Genomic DNA, 18,293 nt, shown 5'->3' on the forward strand with positions numbered 1-18,293 from the left:
CCGCGACGGGCGGCCGGCGGCGGGCCCCGCCGCCGGCCGCCCGTCCGGTCAGGACCCGTCGCGCGCCAGTGCCGCGTCCTGGTCGCCGTGGCCGTCCAGCCGGTGCTCCCAGAAGGTGAGCTCGTCCCACAGCTCGATCACCAGCCGGTGCTCGGCCCCGAGCACCCGGATCACGTCGGGGATCAGCGTGCGCAGCTGATGCACCGCGGTCATGAAGTTGCCCGCCTCGCCCTCCCGGCGGGCCCGTTCGTGCCGGATCTGTAGCGTCTCGATGTGGTCGGTGCCCATCACCCGGACCTGGTCCGGCAGCAGGTTCCGGAGCAGCTTGGCCGCCTCCGCCGGCCGGCCCGCCGCCGCGGTCCAGTGCGCCCGCCGCCGCCGCGCCCGCAGCGTGCGCGGGTCGAGCGCGCCGCGCAGCGGGCCGCTGTCCGAGATCACCTCGCGCAGCAGCCGCATCGCCGCGGTCGGATCGCCGTCCCGGCCGAGCCGGTCCGCCAACTGCTCGCGCATCCGCAGCGTGTCCGGATGGTCGTGGCCGAACGCCCGGACCTGTCGCCCGATCTCGTCCCGCAGCGCCTGGATCGAATCGTTCGCCCGCACCGGCCGCGACCCGGTCGGCGGCGGCACCAGCCGCACCGGCTGGTCCACGGTCGGCTGCGGGTCGATCGTCGCGACCGACTCCGGCGCCGGCACCCCCCACGGCTGCGGGGCGAGGTTGCGCGGCGGCTTGACGGACAGGTCGTCCAGTCGATCCCGGACCTCGGCCGCGTTCGCCGGCCGATTCTCCGGCCGCTTGCTGAGCAGCGCCAGCACCAGCGCGGCCAGATCCTCCGGCACCTCCAACCGGGAGTTGCGCACCGACTCGGGCGGCTTCTCCAGGTGGGCGTGCATCATCGAGTGCGGGTGGTCCAGACCGAACGGCGGCGCGCCGGTGAGCATTTCGTGCAGCACACAGCCCACGCCGTACAGGTCGGCGCGGCCGTCGACCGTCTCGCCGCGGATCTGCTCGGGCGCCATGTACGCCGGAGTGCCGATCATGCTGCCGGGCAGCGTGATGCCCGCGCGTGAGGACTCCTTCTGCATGTAGCGCGCTATGCCGAAGTCGAGCACCTTGACCACCCCGCGCGAGGTGACCATGACGTTCGCGGGTTTGATGTCGCGGTGCAGGACGTCGCCCGAGTGGGCGACGTCGAGCGCGTCGCACAGCTGGATCGCCCAGCCGATCACGAGGCCGATCGGCAACCACGTGCCGTCCGCGACGAGTTGGGCCAGCGTACGGCCGGTGATCAGCTCCATCGCCAGGTACATGACCTTGCCGTCGGTCTCCCGCATGTCGGCGGGTCCGGCGCCGAGCGCGGAGGTCACCTGCGCGTCGTGCAGCGTCTCGGCGTCGTGGTCGAACACCCGCGTCGCGACATCGCCCGGCCGCCGGGCGACCGTGGGCGCGGAGTGCTCCGGGCCCACGGGAGGCGACTTCCTCGGGGGGTGCGGTCGGGTTCGCCGGGGTGCCGGACCACCTGCTTGAGGCCGCGGTCGTGCACCACGATGATGTTGGGCGAGGAGAGCCGGCCGAGGATCAGCGCCTCCCGGCCGAAGCGGTCCATGCTGTTGGATCCGCCGAAGGACTCCTTGAGCACCTTGACCGCGACGAAGCGCTGCATCCTGCGATCCCAGGCCCGCCATACGGTTGCGTTGCCGCCCGAGCCGAGCTTTTCGTCCAGCCGATACCGGCTGCCGAGCCACAACCGAGCCACCGCAAACGCCTCCCCGTACGCGCCCTGTGGATGTGATTCTTTCGTAGCAGCGTCCGTGTGGGGAACCGTATGCGACATCGCCTCGGGGACGGGGCCCGGGGCCGCCGGGTTTCGCGGGGGCAACGCGACGTCCCCGGTCCACATGGTGTGGCCGGGGACGGGGAGCGCGTCGAGGTCGAGAGCACTGGGTACGGCGAACTGCCGCGTCGACTGGTCGACGCCGGGATGCCGGCGGCCGTGCCGGCCGCCGGCGAGGATCAGCGGTAGTTGCCGAGACCCGTGCAGGGGGCGTGCCGCTCGACGAGGCAGACGGTGTCGTCGATCGTCATCAACCGGCCGCCGACGATCTCCGGGGCGCGGAACACCGGAGTCTGCAGGGTGACGAGCGAGCGCGGGCTGAGCGCCGCGACATACGGCTCGCCGCAACGGGTGCACATGGCGGGGGCGGTGAGGGTCTTCAGCATGGTGCTTCCTCCGTGACTGGTGACGTTAACCTTCCGTTCACCTTCGGTTCGGTCTCCAGTTTCCTTCTTGGATCGGTAAATGTCAACTGTGTTGGCCTACGGAGGTGGCCGCACATATGGCATCCTGACGGTGTGGATCACAAGGATGTCGGCGGCGCGGATCCCGAAGCCGCCGAAGAAGGCCTGGTCAGGGCCGCGAAGGCCTACCGAAAAACCGAGAAGGCGCACGAAGAGGCGCGTCAGGAACTCAAGCGGGCGGCGATCCGGGCGATGGGCGCGGGGGTCAAGCAGTCCGAGGTGGTCAAGGTCACCGGCTGGACACGTGAATACCTGCGACGTTTGAAGAAGGACCGCTAGGACCGGCGACGGCCGAGGACCGCGACGGCGACCGGGGACCGCGAGGGACCGCGAAGACGAGAGAGGCCGGGGCCCCGGACGGGGAACCGGCCTCTTCGGTGCGCGCCGGCGTCGGCGTGCCGTGCGGTCAGGCGTTGTCGAGGTCGGCCGGGTTCTCGAATTCGGGCAGGCCGGCCGGGTCGGTCGCACCCCCGAACGCGCACAACACGTGGCGCTCGACGATGTAGGTGGTGCCCGACGCGTTGAACACCTGCCCCGACACGGGGGCGTCGATCCGGGACAGGTAGCGCCGCTGAGTGGGGATCAACTGGGCGATGTACGGCTCGTTGCAGCGGGTGCAGGTGGCCGGCGTCGCGGTCGGCGAGGCCGCGGCGTAGCGGTCCAGGGCGATGACGAGCCGGTCGGCCAGGTGCGCGGCGGTGCGCTGGGTGGCGGCGACCCGCTCCGGATCGCCCGCCTCGCGGGACTCGGCGCAGGCCCGGAGTGCGTCGCCGATCCGGCGCAGCGCCACCTTGTGGAACGGCGGTGCCTGTGTGGACAGCGCGTCCGCGCGGTCGGCGATCGAACCGGCGGAACCGGCGAACGCGGGGTGCCGCTGGGCACCCTCGGCGCCGAGGGCCGAGACATCGGCGGCGAGGCCGCGCAGCGCGGTCACGTGCTCGGGCGTCAGGCTCATGGTGTGCCGTTCCTTTCTGCCGTCCGACGGGGAGGCAACTCCGTTCGATGGGAGGCAACCCGTCCATAGTGGACAGACTCGACCGCTAAACGCCATGGAATGTGACGATCGGCACGTTCATGGACGGTTTGTCGGAGTTTGTCGAGCGGTAAACCCGGCCGGCGGCGGCGTGCGATGTGGCGATCCGAAGACGAAACCGTTATGCAATGGCCGAAAAGTTCCCCTTGTCGGGGGCAGAGCGAGGGGAGGAGAGTCACGATCACGTCGTTTTAGGGGGAATACATGCGCACTGTGAAAGTCGGACTGCTCGCGGTGATGCTGACGTGCGCCGTCGGCGCCTGCGGGAGCAGCGGGGACGACGGTTTCGGGGGCCTGGGGGCGAAGAAGACGCAGAGCGCGAGCGGCCCAAGCCCGTCGGAGGAGGAGAGCTCCACCACGCGCGCCACGGACGACACCTCGCCGACGCCCACCGCCGGCCGACCCACCACGACGCGTCCGCGCACGAGCGCGCCGGGCACCCCGACTTCGCCGGGCACCTCCGCGGGGACCGGCGGCGACTGGTCGTCCTCGTATTCGACGAGCTTCCTCAACGGCTGCCTCGGCACCTCGAACAACAACACCCGCTACTGCCAGTGCACGCTGACCGAGCTACAGGGCAAGTACAGCCAGGCGCAGATGAACGCGTTCGACCAGGAGTACGCGCGCACCAACAAGCTGCCCGACGAGTTGCAGAGCACCGTGCAGAAGTGCCTGAACACCGGATGACGGGGTCGGCCCGGTCCGTCACCGCCGCCCGCCGGGGCGGCGGTGACGGACTCGTCAGTGCGGGATCTCGTCGATGAGGGTGCGGGCACCCTTGGCGAGCAGTTCGCCGGCGACCGCGACGCCGAGCTTGTCCGGCTCCGAGCCGTGGTCGGTGGCCTCCAGGAGGTCCGCGCCGTCGGCGGAGTACACCGCGGCGTGCAGCGTCAGGCCGGTGTCGGAGTCGGTGCAGTGGGCCGCGATCGGGCTGTGGCAGTGGCCGCGCAGCTCGCGCAGCAGGGCCCGTTCGGCGGTGACGCAGGCCCGGGTGGACGCGTCGTCCAGGGCCCGCGCGGCGGCCAGGGTCGCCGCGTCGTCGACCCGGCACTGCAGCGCCAACACCCCCGCGCCGATCGCCGGCAACATCTGAGTGGTAGTCAGGATCTGGGCCACGCGCCGCTGTTCGCCGATCCGCTCCAGGCCGGCGACGGCCAGGATCAGCGCGTCGAAATCGCCCGCGTCCAGCTTGGCCAGCCGACCGTTGGCCGAGCCGCGGATGGGTACCGGCGTCAGCCCGGGGTGCCGGCGCCGCAGCTGCGCCGCGCGGCGCACCGAACTGGTGCCCACCCGGGCGCCGGCCGGCAGGTCGGCCAGGCGTGCGCCGACCACGCAGTCGTGGACGTCGTCGCGGGGCAGGTAGGCGGCGATGGTGAGCCCGTCGGGCAGCGGCACGTCGCCCGGGATGTCCTTGAGGCAGTGCACGACCAGGTCCACCTCCCCGTCGAGTTGGGCGCGGTCGAGTTCCTTGACGAACGCGCCCTTGCCGCCGAGACGGGCCAGGCTGCCGCCCCAGCGGTCGCCGCTCGTGGACAGCGGGACGATCGTGGGTTCGAGCGGTTGTCCGGACAGCAGGGCGGCGACGAGCCGAGCCTGTGCGAGGGCCATGGGGGAGGACCGGGTTCCGATGCGGAGCTGCATACGCGACACGCTAGGGCCGCGGCGCCCGCGGGGCCGAATTTCGGCGAAGTCCGGTACCTCGCGGGGGATGTCGGATCGGGGCGGGTCGGCCGCCAGTCGTTCGGCCCAGCCGCCGTGTCCTTCGGGCGGGGTGCGGCGTTGGGCAGGCACGGCTCGTCGGCGTTCGACGGACACCGGACCTGGAGACAAGGAAACCGCCCCATGCAGCGCATCGTTCGCGGCCTTCTGGTCAGCACTGCCGTCATCGCGGCCCCCGTCGTCGGCGCGACGGTGGCGGTGGCCGTGCCGGCCGGTCCCGAGACGCACACGGTTCGGGCCGACACGATCGAAACGGTGAGCGGGGTCTGTGGCAACGAGGCCGGCGTGCTCGCGTTCATCAACCCGGCCTTCGGCCAGCGCTGCTGAGGCGGGGGCCGGCCCCCGCCCGCGCGGCGCCGGCGGTGTCCCGATCCGGTCCGGGGGTCGGATCGGGACACCCCCGTGCCCCGGGTCAGAGGCCGATGTCGGTGCTCAGGCGCAGGTCGCCGAGGGAGCGGCCGACGCGCAGGGTGTAGGTGCCGGGCGCGGTGGCCCAGGCCGCGTCCCGCTCGTTCCAGCGGGCCAGGGTGCGGGCGTCGATGTCGATCGTGGCGGTCGTCCGCGCGCCGGGCTCGACGTCGAGCGCGGCGAAGCCGACCAGGCGGATCGGCTCCGGGCGGCCCCACAGCGTGCCGTCGGCGGTCTCCAGGTACACCTGCACCACCTCGCGGCCGGGACGGTCGCCGGTGTTGGCGACGGTGACCTCGACGGTGACGCCGGCCGCGTCGCCCTTGGCCGCGACCTCCTCGTAGGCCCAGTTCGTGTAGCCCAGGCCGTGGCCGAACGGGTAGGCGGGGGCGGCCTCGCCCAGGGCCCAGGCGCGGTAGCCGATGTTGCTGGACCGCTCCGCGTAGTGGTGCTCGCCGTCGACCCGGGCGGTGGAGTACACCGGGACGTCGGTGTCGGCGGCCGGGTAGGTCGTGGGCAGCCGGCCGCCCGGTTCGACCGCGCCGGTCAGCACGTCGCCGAGGGCCGCGCCGCCCTCCTGCCCGGGCAGCCAGGCCCACACCACGGCGGCGACCTCGTCGCGCCAGGGCATCAGCACCGGCGAGCCCGCGTTGACCACCACGACGGTCCTCGGGTTGGCCGCGGCGACCCGGCGCACCAGTTCGTCGGAGCGCCCCGGGAGGGCCAGGTTCGCCCGGTCGAAGCCCTCCGACTCGATGTCGTCGGTGGTGCCGACCACGACCACGGCCACGTCCGCCGCCCGGGCGGCCTCGACCGCGGCGGTCAGTTCGTCCTCCTCGGAGCGGCGCGGGTTCGCCCAGCCCAGGCCGAGCGCGGCCATGAAGAACCGCTCGCCCTGGCTGAAGTCGACCCGGATCGCCACCTCCGTACCGGCCGTCGCCTCGATTTCGATGCGGGTGGCCTCCGGGCGCATGATCGTCTCGATCACGTCGGTGCCCTCGGGGGCGCTCATGTCGATCGTCCGGGTCGTGCCGTCGATGTCGACCTCGAACCGGCCCGCGCCGCGGACGTCCAGGATGTTCGTGCCGGACACGGTCGGGGTGACGTTGGCCCGCAGTCGGATCAAGGTCGCTCCGGCCGGGATGTTGTCCGGCCAGAACATCAGGCTCGACCCCAGGCGGTGTTCGGAGGAGAGCAGGTTCCCGTCGGCGTCCAGGAACTCCGCCCGCAGGCCCGGCTCGCCGGTCTCCGGGTCGACGGCCGTGTCCAGGGACAGGTCGGCCAGCGCGCGGTGGGTGAACGCGCCCTCGGTGAGCGTCAGTTCGATGTCGTCGCCGAGAGCGGCGCGCAGGCCCTCGGGGATCGAGACCACGTGTGCGGGGTTCACGTGCGCGCTGCCGCCGCCCTGAGCGGACAGGCGCAGGGCGTTCGGGCCGATCAGCGCGACGCGGGAGAGCGTGCTCGGGTCGAGCGGGAGGGTGCCGTCGTTGGCCAGCAGCACCATGGCCCGGGCGGCGATCTCGCGCAGCGTGGCGATCGCGTCGTCGGGGGTGGTGGTCGCGGCCGGAGCGCGGTCGCCGAGCACACCGACGCGGGCGGCCAGGCGCAGGACCCGGACCACCCGCTCGTCGATCAGCGACTCCGCGACCCGGCCCTCGCGCACGGCGGCGAGCAGTGGTTCGCCCCACACCTCGGACGGGCCCGGCATCGCGACGTCGGTGCCGCCCGCGGCCGCGGCCTCGGTGGAGCGGACCGCCATCCAGTCGGAGATCACCACGCCGTCGAAGCCCCACTCGTCCTTGAGGACGTCGTTCACCAGGCGCGAGTTCTCGGTCATCGTCTCGCCGTTGACCCGGTTGTACGCGCTCATCACCAGCCACACCCGGCCGGTGCGCACGGCCTCCTCGAACGGCAGCAGGTAGACCTCGCGCAGCGAGCGCTCGTCGATCCGCGAGTCGTAGGACATGCGGTCGTCCTCCGTCTCGTTGCCGACGAAGTGCTTGATCGTGGCACCGACCCCGGCGGACTGCACCCCCTCGATGAAGGCGGTCGCGATCCGCGCGGTGAGCAGCGGGTCCTCGGAGTAGCACTCGAAGTGCCGGCCGCCGAGCGGGCTGCGGTGCAGGTTCACCGTCGGCGCGAGCAGGACGTGGATGTCCTTGTCGCGGGTCTGCGCGCCCATCACGAAACCGGCCCGGCGGGTGACCTCCGGGTCCCACGCGGCGGCAAGCGCGGTGGGGCTGGGGAACAGCAGCGAGGTGTCCCGCTCGTCCCAGGTGACGCCGCGGACGCCGACCGGGCCGTCGGAGACGCGCAGCTTGCGCAGGCCGATGCGCGGAATCTCGGGCAGGGACCAGAAGTCCTCGCCGACGATCAGGGACAACTTCTCCTCGAGGGTGAGGCGGGTCACCAGCTCGCGCAGCTCGCCGTCCGTGGCTTCGGTGGGGGTGGGGTCGGACATCGTCGTCTGCCTTCCGCTCGCGTTCCCGATCGATCCGGATTCCGCCGGACGAGTCGGTGGGGGACCTCCTCGTACCGTAATCGGAAAACTTTATAGTCGGTAGTTTTGTTATCTCTGCGTGACCTGCTCTTCGACGGGCCTTCGCCGGGACACGGCAGGATGGGGCCATGGACGTACGACCCGACGATCTCTCCGACTCCCCGCCGACCCGGTCCGGGCGGGCCAGACCGCGCGGACGGGGGTACGCGTCGGGGGACGCGCGGCGTACGCGCATCCTCAACATCGCGCTTCAGGAATTCGCCGAGAACGGCTACCGGGGAACCTCGCTCGCGCGCATCGCCGAGCGCGCCGAACTCACCCAGGCGGGGCTGCTGCACCACTTCCGCAGCAAGCAGGAACTGCTCGTCGCGGTGCTCGACCTGCGCGACCGGATGGACATGGCGCACCTGGACCTGGCGGAACTTCCGCTCGGCGGCGCGGCGGTCCTGGCCAAGTTCACCGAACTCGCCGGGCACAACCAGGCCATCCCCGGCCTGGTCCAGCTCTTCACCGTGCTCACCGGCGAGGCGGTCACCACCGACCACCCCGCGCACGGGTGGGCCCGGGACCGCTACGCGCGCCTTCGGGCGAGCGTCACCGCGTCCCTGGAGGCCGGTGTGGCGTCGGGCGAACTGCGCGCGGACGTGGACCCGGCCGCGGTCGCCGCGCAGATCTTCGCGATGATGGACGGGCTCCAGCTGCAATGGCTGCTGGACCCCGAACACGTGGACATGGCGGCGCTGTTCGGCGACTACGCCGAGCACCTGCTGCGCCGCATCCGGGCCTGACCCCGGACCGCTCCTACGCCTTGTCCGGCGCGCCCTCGCCCGCGGTCAGCTCGCGCAGCACCGCGCCCAGGTCCCAGTTGGACAACCCCGCCAGCGCCTCGCGGAAGACGGTGAGCCCGAACAGGTCGCCCCGGGCGGTCATCCGGCCGGCGGCCAGCGCCTCACGCGGTGCGTGCCGGTCGTTGAGCAGGATCACCCGGCGGGCGGTGTCGTAGTCCATGTGCACGATCAGGTCCGGCCCCGGCAGCAGGCCCGGGCGGACCAGGACGCGGCCCTGGAAGACGTCCAGATGCAGCTCGGCCGGGTCCTCGCGGTCCGGGACGTCGCTGACCACGATGTCCACGATCGCCGGATGCGGCGTGCGCTTCTCCGGATCCGGGGTGATCAACCGGCTCAGCCGGGACACCGCCGCGATCCACGCGTCGGACATGAACGCGTGCCGATCCAGGGCCGGCTCCGCGGCGTCGTCGGCCGGCACCGGCTCGGTCCGGGTGCGCTCGGGCTCCTCGCGCAGCACCTTCCCCAGCTCCTCGCCGAGCCGGCGGGCGGCCGTACGGCGCATCGCCCGGGCCAGTTCGGCCTCCACCGCGCGCAGCGCCAGCGGACGCATCCGACGGATCATCTCCGCCGTCTCGTCCGCGTCGCCGTCGGCGGGCAGCAGGTGCGTTTCCATCAACCGCCCGAAGCCCTCGGCCACGTGCTCCATCGCGGCGCGCAACATCCGCAACTGCTCGGTGACCGCGCCCACCGGGACGCCGGCCGCGTGCAGCTCGGCGCCGACCGCCAGCTCGCGCGGACTGGGCACCCGGAACACGGTCAGCGAGTCGTCCTCGGGTTCGAGCAGGCCCAGGCGCACCGCCCCGGCGAGCGCGACCGGATCGGACAGTCCGCCGAACATCGCGATCAACTCGGCGCGGGTCATCCGCTCCGGGGTCTCCTCGCTCCACGGACCGCTCGCCTCGGCGACCAGGCCGAGCACGCCGCCGAGGCTGCGCCCGCCGTCCCAGGCGTCGAGCAGTTCCTTGATGCTGACCAGGCTGTAGCCGCGCTCCAGGAGTTGGCCGATCAGGCGCAGCCGGCCCAGATGGGCGTCCTCGTACAGCGACACCCGGCCCTGGCGCCTGGGCCGCGGCAACAGTCCGCGATCCTGGTATGCCCGTACGTTGCGTACGGTGGTGCCCCCCTCGCGGGCGAGGTCTTCGATCCGATAATCCGCCAACCTCGTGCCTCGCGATCCTCGTGCCCCGTGTCCGCGGCCAACGTAATGCAGATGCGTTCGAGGTTCGATCACGCGGTGATCGCAAATGGGCGCGGGAATGGTCCCGGAGCACGGGCCCGGGGATCCCGGTAAGGAAAAAAGCGCGGGTGCGGGGCTCAGGGAATGACCACGACCGGGCGTTTGGCGTGTTTGACCAGACGGCACGCGACCGATCCGAAGATCCGACTGGCCAGCCCGGTGGATCCGCCGACCACGATCGCGTCGGCGGTGAACTCGCGCGCGACGTCCTCGATCTCGTGGCAGATGTCACCCCCGCGCTCGACCAGGATCCACGGCACGTCGCTGAGGTGGTCCGCGCAGGCCAACTCCAGGCCCAAAGCCTCGGAACGACTGTCCGGCACGTCGATGAAGACCGGCGGTTCGCAGCCGGCCCACACGGTGGCCGGAATCCGGTTGGCCACGTGCACGATCACCAGCCCGCCGCCGAGTCTGCGCGCCATGCCCGACGCGTACGCGAGGGCTCGCTCGCTGGACTCGGACCCGTCGAAACCGACCACGACGGGATGCTGGAACGCGGGATCGCGCTGTTGGGGGGAATCGGGACGGAGCAACGGAGTGCCGTCCGGGAAGTCACTGAACTCGAAAGCAGCCATGGGAATCGGGCGTCTTTGCTGTGGAGGGGCGCCTCGGGGCTTTCTGTACCAGATTACTGCGCCGACCCGCACATTCGACAGGGTCGGCCGGGGTTCTCCCGGACAAAAAAGACTCTGGGCCGTGTACCGGTCTGGGCATGGTGCGGTCCGCCGAACCACGCGCGGGGATGGATCCCCCGGGCAAAGCCTCGGCGAGACACGCACATTAGCCGGACAAGGCCGTGAATGGGGAGACCCGGGCGGCCGTGTGGGTGATTGCGTTGCGGACGCGGCCGTCTAGGACCCGGTCGAAAGGGCGCCGCACGGGCCGCGGCGGGCCGGTTCGAGCCGGCCCCGGAGGCCCGTTCGGGGGTGCCGACCGACGCCGCAGGGGGAACGGGCGTTACCCCGGACCCCGCCCGAGCGTTGGTCAGGGCGACACCGTGCGTCCGGGCGACCGCGTCGTCACGGGCGGCGATCCGCTGGTCGGACGCCGACCCACCCGCACGCCCACCCGCGCCGCGGCGCCGACGTCGAACCTGTCCGACGGCCCGACACGCGCCGGGCCGTCGGCGGGTTCGACGCTTTCGCGGACCCGGCGACGTCGGTCCCGCGCGGGTTCACATCGTGAGCAGCACCCCGCCGTAGGCCGCGCCGGCGATCAGCACCCAGGAGGCGAAGCCGAGCAGCAGCGCGCGCCACCCCGTGCGAATCAGCCGGCCGAGCCGAACCATGGCGCCCAGTCCGAACAGCGCCGCGGCGAGCAGCAGATCCTGCGCGGTGCCGGCCGCCTCCAGTGCGTCGGCGGACAGCAGGCCGGTGCTGCGGACGGCGACCATGGCCAGGAAGCCGAGCACGAACAGCGGGATCAGCGGCGGCCGACGGGACCCGGCCCGCCCGTTGTCACCGGCCCGCGCGGCCCGACGGCGCAGCGTGTACGCGGTGCCCGCCACGATCGGCGCGAGCAGCAGCACCCGCATCAGCTTGACCACGACCGCGGTGTGCAGCGCGACCGGACCGGCCACCCCGCCCGCCGCCACCACCTGGCCGACGTCGTGCACGCTCGCGCCGACCCAGCCGCCGTAGGAGGTCGGGTCCAGGCCGAGCGGCGCCCGCAGCAGCGGCAGCACCCCGATCGCCAGGCTCCCGCACAGGGTGACCAGCGCGACCGAGGTGACCACGTCCTCCTCGTCGCTGTCGCTGACCCCGTTCATCGCGGCGACGGCGGAGGCGCCACAGATCGAGAAGCCCGTCGCGATCAGCAGCGGCTGGTCGCCGGGCAGCCCCATGCGCCGGCCGAGCCACCGGGTGGCGAAGAAGGTGACCATCACCACGACGATCACCATCGCCACGGTCGGCAGCCCGAGACCGGCGATGTCGCCGAGGGCGAGCTTGAGCCCGAGCAGCACCACGCCGGCGCGCATCAGCCGCCGCCCCGCGAAGCCGAGCCCCGGCGCGGTGGCGGCGGGCAGCGCCCGCACGTTGGCGGCGAGCACACCCAGGGCCACCGCGACCGTGAGCATCGGTACGTGCGGCCAGATCCGGTGCGCGCCCCAACTCGCGGCCACCGCGAGCGCCGCCGCGAGCAGCCCCGGCCACAGTCGGGCCGTCGCCGTCCCGGCCGGAGCCGGGGACTGCCGGTGGTGGGCGCGCCGCGCGATCGTCAGGGTCATGATCACCACCCTCGGCCCGCCGTCCCCGCGCGGGTAGCGGTCGATTGCCTGGCAGGTCATAGGGTTTGGCTATGACCTCGAACGCGCGCCCGGCGGACCGGTTGCCGGATCTGTACACGCTGGAACTGCTCGTGGCGGTGACCGAGAACGGCAGCCTGGGTGCCGCGGCCCGCCGGTTCGGGATCAGCCAGCCCTCGGCCAGCGCGCGGATGCGCACCCTGGAGCGACGGCTCGGCGTACGGCTCCTGGAGCGCAGCACCACCGGCTCGGTGCCCACCGCGGCGGGCCTGGTGATCACCGACTGGGCGCGTGGGGTGCTCGACCAGGCGCACGCGCTGGTGGAGGGCGCCGCCGCGCTCAAGGCCCGGCAGGAGGACCGCCTGCGGGTGGCGGCGAGCCTGACCGTGGCCGAGCACCTGGTGCCCGGCTGGCTGACCGTGCTGCGCGAGGCGGTGCCCGGGCTGCACGTCGGCCTCCAGGTCACCAACAGCCTGCACGTGATCGAGGCGCTGCGGGCGGGCGAGGCCGACATCGGCTTCGTCGAGGGGCCCTGGATCCCGCGCGACCTGCAGTCGGCGGCGGTGGGCCGGGACCGGCTCGTGGTGGTGGTCGCGCCGACCCACCCGTGGGCCCGGCGGCGGCGCCCGATCGCGGCGGCCGAGTTGGCGAACACGCCGCTGCTGCTGCGCGAGGCGGGCTCGGGCACCCGGGAGACGCTGGAGCGGGCGCTGGCGGCCTACGACGGAGTGGCCGTGCCCGCCCTGGAGTTGGGGGCGACGGCGCCGCTGCGCTCGGCCGCGATCGCCGGATCCGCGCCCGCCGTGCTGTCCGATCTGGCGGTGCGCGAGGACCTGGCCGAGGGGCGTCTGGTGGCCGTCCCGGTGGCCGATCTGCCCGCCCTGGATCGCATCCTGCGCGCGGTGTGGCCGCGCGGTCGGGAACTGCCCGAGGGCGCCCTGCACCTGCTGCACGCCGCCCGGCGGCGTCCCGGGGCCTGACAGCCCGCGCAATTGTCGATAAGTTCCGCGATGTGACCACCGTCACAAACACGCATATCTACATAACGTCACGTAGAGAACACCATGCATAGACAAGGTAAGAGAGAGTAAGTTCCGATCTTGGGTTACGCGAGTGACGCCTGTGAACTACTGGGGCGGGACCGCCTGCGCGATCCGGACCGCCGGCACGACCGGGGCCGTGCAGGTCACAGAGGGGTGAAGGGGGCGATCGGGGCCATGAGCAGGATCGACAGCCGCAAGGACCGGCGACGGGGCCGAGCACGCGTGGTCGATGCCGATCATCCGGCCGAGTCCGGCGCGATCGACGCGACGGGCACGACGGGCGCGATCGACGTCGATCCGGGCGGCGACGAGGACGCGGCGGTGATCGTCGCGGCGTCCACCGTGCTCTCCGAGGCCCCGCCCGAACACGACTCGGTCGACGACGAAGGCGAGTACGCCGACGACATCGACCTCGACGGCGAGTACGACCCCGACGGCGAGGGGGTCCTGGCCCCGGGGCGGGAGCGCCCGCTGCTCGGCCGGCGGCGGCCGGACACCATCGCGGTGCTGCTGTTCGCCAACTCGCCGATCCTGGAGAGTTCGATCCCGATATCGGTGTTCGGGGTCGATCGACGCGACGCCGGCGTGCCGAACTACCGATTACTGGTATGCGCGGCCGAACCCGGACCGCTCCGCACCACCGGCGGCGTCGAACTGATCGCCCCGTACGGCCTCGACGCGCTCGCCCGGGCCGGCACCGTGATCGTGCCCGCGTGGCACTCCCCGTCGCGGATGCCGCCGCCGCCCGTCCTGGAGGCGCTGCGTCGGGCGCACCGCGAGGGGGCCCGGATCGTCGGCCTGTGCGGCGGCGCCTTCGTGCTGGCCGCGGCCGGTCTGCTCGACGACCGTCCGGCGACCACGCACTGGATGTACGCGCCCGCGCTGGCCAAGCGCTATCCGAAGGTCCGGGTGGACCCGCGCGAGTTGTACGTGGACGACGGCGACATCCTCACCAGCGCCGGCACCGCGGCCGGGATCGACCTGTGTCTGCACCTGGTCCGGCTCGACCACGGTCCGGACGCGGCCAACGCGCTCGCCCGGCGCCTGGTCGTGCCCGCGCACCGGATCGGCGGCCAGGCCCAGTACATGGACCTGACCCTGCCCGAGGAGATCAGCGGCGACCCGCTGGCCACGGTGATCTCGTGGGCGCTGGAGAACCTCGCGGATCGCTTCGACATCGAGCAGTTGGCGACCCGCGCGTACATGAGTCGGCGCACCTTCGACCGGCGCTTTCGCACGCTCACCGGCAGCGCCCCGCTGCAGTGGCTGCTGACCCAGCGGGTGCTCCAGGCGCAACGGCTCCTGGAGACCACCGATCTCCAGGTCGAGGAGATCGCCCGGCGCTGCGGATTCCGCTCGCCGGTGGCGCTGCGCGGGCACTTCCGCAAACAACTGGGCGTGCCGCCGGCCTCGTATCGCGAGACGTTCCGCACCCGAGGCCCGGAGGAGACCGGGGACGAGGAGGTGTGTGCCCGGGCCGTAGGGTGACCCCATGAACGACCGCTTGGTCTGGATCGACTGTGAGATGACCGGACTCGACCTGTCCCGGGACGCGTTGGTGGAGGTGGCGGCTCTCGTCACCGATTCCGAGCTCAAGATTCTGGGCGACGGGGTCGATGTCGTGATCCGCCCGCCCGCCGAGGCGCTGGCCGGCATGCCCGATGTGGTGCGCAGGATGCACACCGCTTCAGGTCTGCTGGACGAGCTGGAGGCGGGCGTGAGCCTGGCCGAGGCCGAGGCCGAGGTGCTGCGCTACATCAAGGCGCACGTGCCCGACGGCCGCAAGGCGCCGCTGTGCGGGAACTCGATCGGCACCGACCGGGGCTTTTTGGCCCGGGACATGCTCGACCTCGACGCCTACCTGCACTACCGGGTGATCGACGTCTCCTCGATCAAGGAGTTGGCCCGCCGCTGGTATCCGAGGGTCTACTTCCAGAGCCCCCCGAAGGCCGGCAACCACCGCGCGCTGGCCGACATCCACGAGAGCATCGAGGAACTGCGCTACTACCGCGAGGCGATCTTCGTCCCGGAGCCGGGACCGGACAGCGACACCGCCAAGGCGATCGCCGCCCGGTACGGCCACAAGCCGGCCGAACGCGCCTGAACTCGGGCTCGCGCGCGCTTCGCGTCGGGCCGGCGCGTCCCCGGAAACCACCGCGCGCGCCTCTCGAATCCATCGCGCGCGCCTCTTGAATCCACCGCGTGGAAACCCTGCGGCGAGCAGCCTCCGCGAGCCTGTACACTTTTCCTCGCCGGGACGGAAACGCCACGGCGATGGTGGGTGTAGCTCAGCTGGTAGAGCACCTGGTTGTGGTCCAGGAAGTCGCGGGTTCAAGTCCCGTCACTCACCCCGAGAAGGCCCCGAGACGTGCAAGTGTCTCGGGGCCTCGTGCGTTTTCGGATGATCGCCGCCGGATCGCGCCCGATGTCGGCGTTCGCGTTGTGTGTGGCGGCGGGCGCGGCGTAGCGTGCGGTCACCAGAGGGTTACGTACGTGTCATCGGGAGGGTTTCGATCATGAGCATCGGCGAGTCGGGGCAGCCTTCGCGGCAACAGCTCGACGACGAGAAGGCCGCGCTGTACGCCATGGACATCAGCGGTGTCACGTGGATCGGCTACGGCGAGGACACCACCGGCGAGGGGATCGTGGAGACCGCCGAACTGCCCGGCGGGGGCATGGCGATGCGCAACTCGATCCACCCCGAGGGGCCGATCCTGCGGTTCACCGAGGGCGAGTGGACCGCGTTCGTACTCGGCGTGCGCGACGGCGAGTTCGACCTGGACCGGCTGGCCGAGCCGCTGCCGGAGCAGCGGGGCTGACACCGCGTCGGATGGACCGGTCGGCTCGACCCGACGGGTCAATCATCCATTTCGCCCGTTTGGCGAATCCTGTACGGGTTACTCCTCGGTGGACGTGCCACCGACGGAGGGAAATCCGTGTCCACAGCCACCTCCGGGGTGGAGATCAGTGCGGTCGGCCTGGCGGCGGAGGGCCCGGACGGCGTCATCTTTCGCGACGTGCGCCTGACCGCGCCCGCGGCCGGCCTGACCGTGCTCGTCGGACCCGCCGGCGCCGGCCGGACCTCGTTGCTGCTCGCGCTCGGCGGCCGATTCCGGACCGTCGCCGGCACCGTGACCGTGGCCGGCAGCCGCCGCGCCGCCGACGCCCGCGCCCACACCGCGCTGGCCCGGGCCCGCCCGGGCCTGGATCTGGAACCGCACCTGTTCGTCGCCGAGACGGTCGCCGAACGACAGGCCGTCGACGGCGGCCGGCCCACCGGGACCGCGCTCGCTCGGATGTACGACCTGATGCGGATCGACCCGCCGGGCCACGTCCTGGTCGAGCACCTGTCCGCGGTCGAACACCTGCTCTTCGCGGTCGCGCTGGCCGCCGCCGGCCGACCCGGCGCGGTCCTGGTCGACGACGTGGACAGCGGCATCGCGGGCGCCGATCTCTCCCGCGCCTGGCGGGCGTTGCGCGACCTCGCCGACACCGGCACCACCGTGGTGGCCACCGCGACCGCGGCACCGCGCGGCGCCGACGTGGTGGTCGATCTGCCCGGACACCACCTGTACCCGAGAGGCGGTACCGCCTGATGGGCGTGCTGCGCCTGGCCTGGTTCGAACTGCGGCGCTTCCGCGGCCCGTTGCCCCGGTTGGTCCCGGTCATGCTGATGCTGGTGCCGACGCTGTACGGGGCCCTGTACCTGTGGTCCAACTGGGATCCGTACGGCCGACTGCACCAGGTGCCGGTCGCGTTCGTGAACGAGGACCGGCCGGTGGACGCGCGCGGACAGCACATCGACGCGGGTGCTCGGCTGACCGAGGCGATCCGCCACGACAAGAACTTCAAGTGGAAGGTCACCGACGCGAAGGCCGCCCGCGACGGTCTGGACGACGGCGACTACCACTTCGTGGTCACCGTGCCGCCCGACTTCAGCGCCACGCTGGCCACCACCGCGTCGGCCGAGCCGCGTCAGGCCAAGCTGCTGATGACGCTCGACGACGCCAACGGCTTCATCATCGGCAAGATGGCCGAGATCGCCAAGACGCAGCTCCAGCAGCAGATCTCGGCGACTACGCAGAGCACGCTGGTCCAGCAGTTGTACGGGGAGACCGGCACGCTCAAGGCGCAGTTGGCCCAGTCGGCCGACGGCGCGCGGCAACTCGCGGCGAACGCGGGCGGCGCGCCCCCGGAGCAGACCCGTCAGGGTGCCGCGCAACTGGCCGACGGGCTGGCGAAACTGGACGCGGCGGTACCGGCGCCGCCGCCGGCGCAGGCCGCCGGGGCGGACGCGCGGGTGCTCGGCGCGCCGGTGGCGATCGAGGTGCGCAACCTGCATCCGGCGGGGCTGTACGGGCGCGGACTCGCGCCGTTCTTCTTCGGGATCGCGCTGTGGGTGTTCGGCCTGGTCGGCTATCTGCTGCTGCGGCCGTACAACCCGCGCGCGCTTGCCGGGCGGGCCGGCGCGGTCAAGGTGGCGCTCGCGGGGTGGCTGCCCGCCGCCGCGCTCGGCGTGCTGGGCGCGTTCGTCCTGTACGCGGTGGTCCAGCTGGGGCTGAGCCTGGACGCCGACGATCCGGGTCTGAGTCTGCTGCTGATCGCGCTGGGGGCGGTGACCTTCGTGGCCATCGCGCAGTTCCTGCGGGCCGCGCTCGGCGCGGTGGGCGACGTGCTGATCCTGGTCCTGCTGATGCTCCAGCTCACCTCGTGCGGCGGGCTGTATCCGGTCACCACCACCCCCGCGCCGTTCCAGGCGCTGCATCCGGTGATGCCGATGACCTACCTGGTGAACGGGTTGCGCATCACCCTCACGGGTGGTCAGGGCGAGCGTTTGGGGGTCGCTTTCGCGGTGCTCGGCGCGTACCTCGTGGTGGCGCTGATCGCGACCGTTTTCGTGGTCCGACACAAGCGGATGTGGACCATGGCCGGGCTGAAACCGTCCGTGGAGTTGTGATCACCCG

19 protein-coding genes and 1 tRNA gene are annotated in these 18,293 nt (G+C 72.3%); 11 read left to right on the forward strand and 9 right to left on the reverse strand.

Annotated elements, in window-relative coordinates; all coding sequences use genetic code 11:
- Positions 1-48: 48 nt before the first annotated feature.
- From B4N89_RS19650 to B4N89_RS19660, 3 genes are all read right to left on the reverse strand, one after another.
- A complete protein-coding gene (locus tag B4N89_RS19650; RefSeq protein ID WP_143658030.1) occupies positions 49-1,404 on the reverse strand; it encodes a protein kinase domain-containing protein in 1,356 nt (451 codons plus the stop codon).
- Positions 1,362-1,754 carry a protein kinase domain-containing protein gene (locus tag B4N89_RS19655; protein WP_201260867.1) on the reverse strand — a complete coding sequence of 131 codons (393 nt, stop codon included), beginning with the start codon at positions 1,752-1,754 and terminating at the stop codon, positions 1,362-1,364. Before B4N89_RS19655 ends, B4N89_RS19650 begins: the two co-directional genes overlap by 43 nt.
- 257 nt (positions 1,755-2,011) lie before the next feature.
- Positions 2,012-2,218, reverse strand: a complete 207-nt coding sequence (locus tag B4N89_RS19660) for a hypothetical protein (RefSeq protein WP_078977152.1) — start codon at positions 2,216-2,218, stop codon at positions 2,012-2,014.
- A 132-nt stretch (positions 2,219-2,350) separates the two neighbouring features.
- Here B4N89_RS19660 and B4N89_RS19665 point away from each other — a divergent pair, with 132 nt between their 5' ends.
- Complete coding sequence (locus tag B4N89_RS19665; RefSeq protein WP_078977153.1) at positions 2,351-2,575, forward strand: hypothetical protein; 225 nt, start codon at positions 2,351-2,353, stop codon at positions 2,573-2,575.
- Between the two features lie 127 nt (positions 2,576-2,702).
- Here the strand turns inward: B4N89_RS19665 and B4N89_RS19670 are convergent, their stop codons facing one another.
- Complete coding sequence (locus B4N89_RS19670; RefSeq protein WP_078977154.1) at positions 2,703-3,251, reverse strand: hypothetical protein; 549 nt, start codon at positions 3,249-3,251, stop codon at positions 2,703-2,705.
- A 282-nt stretch (positions 3,252-3,533) separates the two neighbouring features.
- On the opposite strand from B4N89_RS19670, the gene B4N89_RS19675 reads away from it, so the two are divergent.
- Positions 3,534-4,016: a hypothetical protein gene (locus tag B4N89_RS19675; protein ID WP_143658031.1), complete on the forward strand. Its 483-nt coding sequence runs from the start codon at positions 3,534-3,536 to the stop codon at positions 4,014-4,016.
- Positions 4,017-4,070: 54 nt separating this feature from the next.
- Here B4N89_RS19675 and hemC read toward each other — a convergent pair whose 3' ends face one another.
- Positions 4,071-4,970: a hydroxymethylbilane synthase gene (hemC, locus tag B4N89_RS19680; protein WP_078977157.1), complete on the reverse strand. Its 900-nt coding sequence runs from the start codon at positions 4,968-4,970 to the stop codon at positions 4,071-4,073.
- Positions 4,971-5,171: 201 nt separating this feature from the next.
- Here hemC and B4N89_RS19685 point away from each other — a divergent pair, with 201 nt between their 5' ends.
- Entirely contained in the window at positions 5,172-5,375 is a 204-nt protein-coding gene (locus tag B4N89_RS19685; protein WP_078977158.1) for a hypothetical protein, read from the forward strand.
- An 85-nt stretch (positions 5,376-5,460) separates the two neighbouring features.
- On the opposite strand, the gene B4N89_RS19690 is transcribed toward B4N89_RS19685, so the two are convergent.
- The gene (locus tag B4N89_RS19690) at positions 5,461-7,917 is read right to left on the reverse strand and encodes a beta-glucosidase family protein (protein ID WP_078977160.1); all 2,457 of its coding nucleotides are present in this window, start codon (positions 7,915-7,917) and stop codon (positions 5,461-5,463) included.
- Positions 7,918-8,084: 167 nt separating this feature from the next.
- Between B4N89_RS19690 and B4N89_RS19695 the strand changes: the two genes are divergently transcribed.
- Positions 8,085-8,744, forward strand: coding sequence for a TetR/AcrR family transcriptional regulator (locus tag B4N89_RS19695; RefSeq protein ID WP_078977161.1), 660 nt, complete (start codon positions 8,085-8,087; stop codon positions 8,742-8,744).
- 13 nt (positions 8,745-8,757) lie between these two features.
- Here the strand turns inward: B4N89_RS19695 and B4N89_RS50730 are convergent, their stop codons facing one another.
- From B4N89_RS50730 to B4N89_RS19710, 3 genes are all read right to left on the reverse strand, one after another.
- A complete protein-coding gene (locus tag B4N89_RS50730) occupies positions 8,758-9,963 on the reverse strand; it encodes a MerR family transcriptional regulator (RefSeq protein WP_101897126.1) in 1,206 nt (401 codons plus the stop codon).
- Between the two features lie 155 nt (positions 9,964-10,118).
- A complete protein-coding gene (locus tag B4N89_RS19705; RefSeq protein WP_078977162.1) occupies positions 10,119-10,616 on the reverse strand; it encodes a universal stress protein in 498 nt (165 codons plus the stop codon).
- A gap of 599 nt (positions 10,617-11,215) precedes the next feature.
- A complete protein-coding gene (locus tag B4N89_RS19710; protein ID WP_078977163.1) occupies positions 11,216-12,328 on the reverse strand; it encodes a YeiH family protein in 1,113 nt (370 codons plus the stop codon).
- A gap of 11 nt (positions 12,329-12,339) precedes the next feature.
- Between B4N89_RS19710 and B4N89_RS19715 the strand changes: the two genes are divergently transcribed.
- The 7 genes from B4N89_RS19715 (at position 12,340) to B4N89_RS19745 (ending at position 18,286) form a co-directional block, all read left to right on the forward strand.
- Positions 12,340-13,266 (forward strand): LysR substrate-binding domain-containing protein, encoded by a 927-nt coding sequence (locus tag B4N89_RS19715; protein ID WP_078977164.1) that lies wholly within the window; start codon positions 12,340-12,342, stop codon positions 13,264-13,266.
- Positions 13,267-13,503: 237 nt separating this feature from the next.
- Positions 13,504-14,817, forward strand: coding sequence for a GlxA family transcriptional regulator (locus B4N89_RS19720; RefSeq protein WP_235618696.1), 1,314 nt, complete (start codon positions 13,504-13,506; stop codon positions 14,815-14,817).
- A gap of 4 nt (positions 14,818-14,821) precedes the next feature.
- Positions 14,822-15,433 (forward strand): oligoribonuclease, encoded by a 612-nt coding sequence (orn, locus tag B4N89_RS19725; RefSeq protein ID WP_078977167.1) that lies wholly within the window; start codon positions 14,822-14,824, stop codon positions 15,431-15,433.
- 173 nt (positions 15,434-15,606) lie between these two features.
- A tRNA-His gene (locus B4N89_RS19730) sits at positions 15,607-15,679 on the forward strand.
- 166 nt (positions 15,680-15,845) lie between these two features.
- Positions 15,846-16,148, forward strand: a complete 303-nt coding sequence (locus tag B4N89_RS19735) for a DUF397 domain-containing protein (protein WP_078977168.1) — start codon at positions 15,846-15,848, stop codon at positions 16,146-16,148.
- 117 nt (positions 16,149-16,265) lie between these two features.
- A complete protein-coding gene (locus B4N89_RS19740) occupies positions 16,266-16,925 on the forward strand; it encodes an ATP-binding cassette domain-containing protein (protein WP_161500758.1) in 660 nt (219 codons plus the stop codon).
- The gene (locus tag B4N89_RS19745; protein ID WP_078977170.1) at positions 16,925-18,286 is read left to right on the forward strand and encodes a YhgE/Pip domain-containing protein; all 1,362 of its coding nucleotides are present in this window, start codon (positions 16,925-16,927) and stop codon (positions 18,284-18,286) included. Before B4N89_RS19740 ends, B4N89_RS19745 begins: the two co-directional genes overlap by 1 nt.
- The last annotated feature ends 7 nt before the right edge of the window (positions 18,287-18,293 follow it).

Source organism: Embleya scabrispora (genome assembly GCF_002024165.1).
Taxonomy (GTDB): Bacteria; Actinomycetota; Actinomycetes; order Streptomycetales; family Streptomycetaceae; genus Embleya; species Embleya scabrispora_A.

Bases quoted from the DNA above. Each gene is read 5' to 3' on its own strand.
- B4N89_RS19660 (WP_078977152.1), bottom strand. From the start codon at position 2,218: ATGCTGAAGACCCTCACCGCCCCCGCCATGTGCACCCGTTGCGGCGAG.
- B4N89_RS19670 (WP_078977154.1), bottom strand. From the start codon at position 3,251: ATGAGCCTGACGCCCGAGCACGTGACCGCGCTGCGCGGCCTCGCCGCC.
- B4N89_RS19675 (WP_143658031.1), top strand. From the start codon at position 3,534: ATGCGCACTGTGAAAGTCGGACTGCTCGCGGTGATGCTGACGTGCGCC.
- hemC (WP_078977157.1), bottom strand. From the start codon at position 4,970: ATGCAGCTCCGCATCGGAACCCGGTCCTCCCCCATGGCCCTCGCACAG.
- B4N89_RS19685 (WP_078977158.1), top strand. From the start codon at position 5,172: ATGCAGCGCATCGTTCGCGGCCTTCTGGTCAGCACTGCCGTCATCGCG.
- B4N89_RS19690 (WP_078977160.1), bottom strand. From the start codon at position 7,917: ATGTCCGACCCCACCCCCACCGAAGCCACGGACGGCGAGCTGCGCGAG.
- B4N89_RS19695 (WP_078977161.1), top strand. From the start codon at position 8,085: ATGGACGTACGACCCGACGATCTCTCCGACTCCCCGCCGACCCGGTCC.
- B4N89_RS19705 (WP_078977162.1), bottom strand. From the start codon at position 10,616: ATGGCTGCTTTCGAGTTCAGTGACTTCCCGGACGGCACTCCGTTGCTC.
- B4N89_RS19710 (WP_078977163.1), bottom strand. From the start codon at position 12,328: ATGACCTGCCAGGCAATCGACCGCTACCCGCGCGGGGACGGCGGGCCG.
- B4N89_RS19715 (WP_078977164.1), top strand. From the start codon at position 12,340: ATGACCTCGAACGCGCGCCCGGCGGACCGGTTGCCGGATCTGTACACG.
- B4N89_RS19720 (WP_235618696.1), top strand. From the start codon at position 13,504: ATGAGCAGGATCGACAGCCGCAAGGACCGGCGACGGGGCCGAGCACGC.
- orn (WP_078977167.1), top strand. From the start codon at position 14,822: ATGAACGACCGCTTGGTCTGGATCGACTGTGAGATGACCGGACTCGAC.
- B4N89_RS19735 (WP_078977168.1), top strand. From the start codon at position 15,846: ATGAGCATCGGCGAGTCGGGGCAGCCTTCGCGGCAACAGCTCGACGAC.
- B4N89_RS19745 (WP_078977170.1), top strand. From the start codon at position 16,925: ATGGGCGTGCTGCGCCTGGCCTGGTTCGAACTGCGGCGCTTCCGCGGC.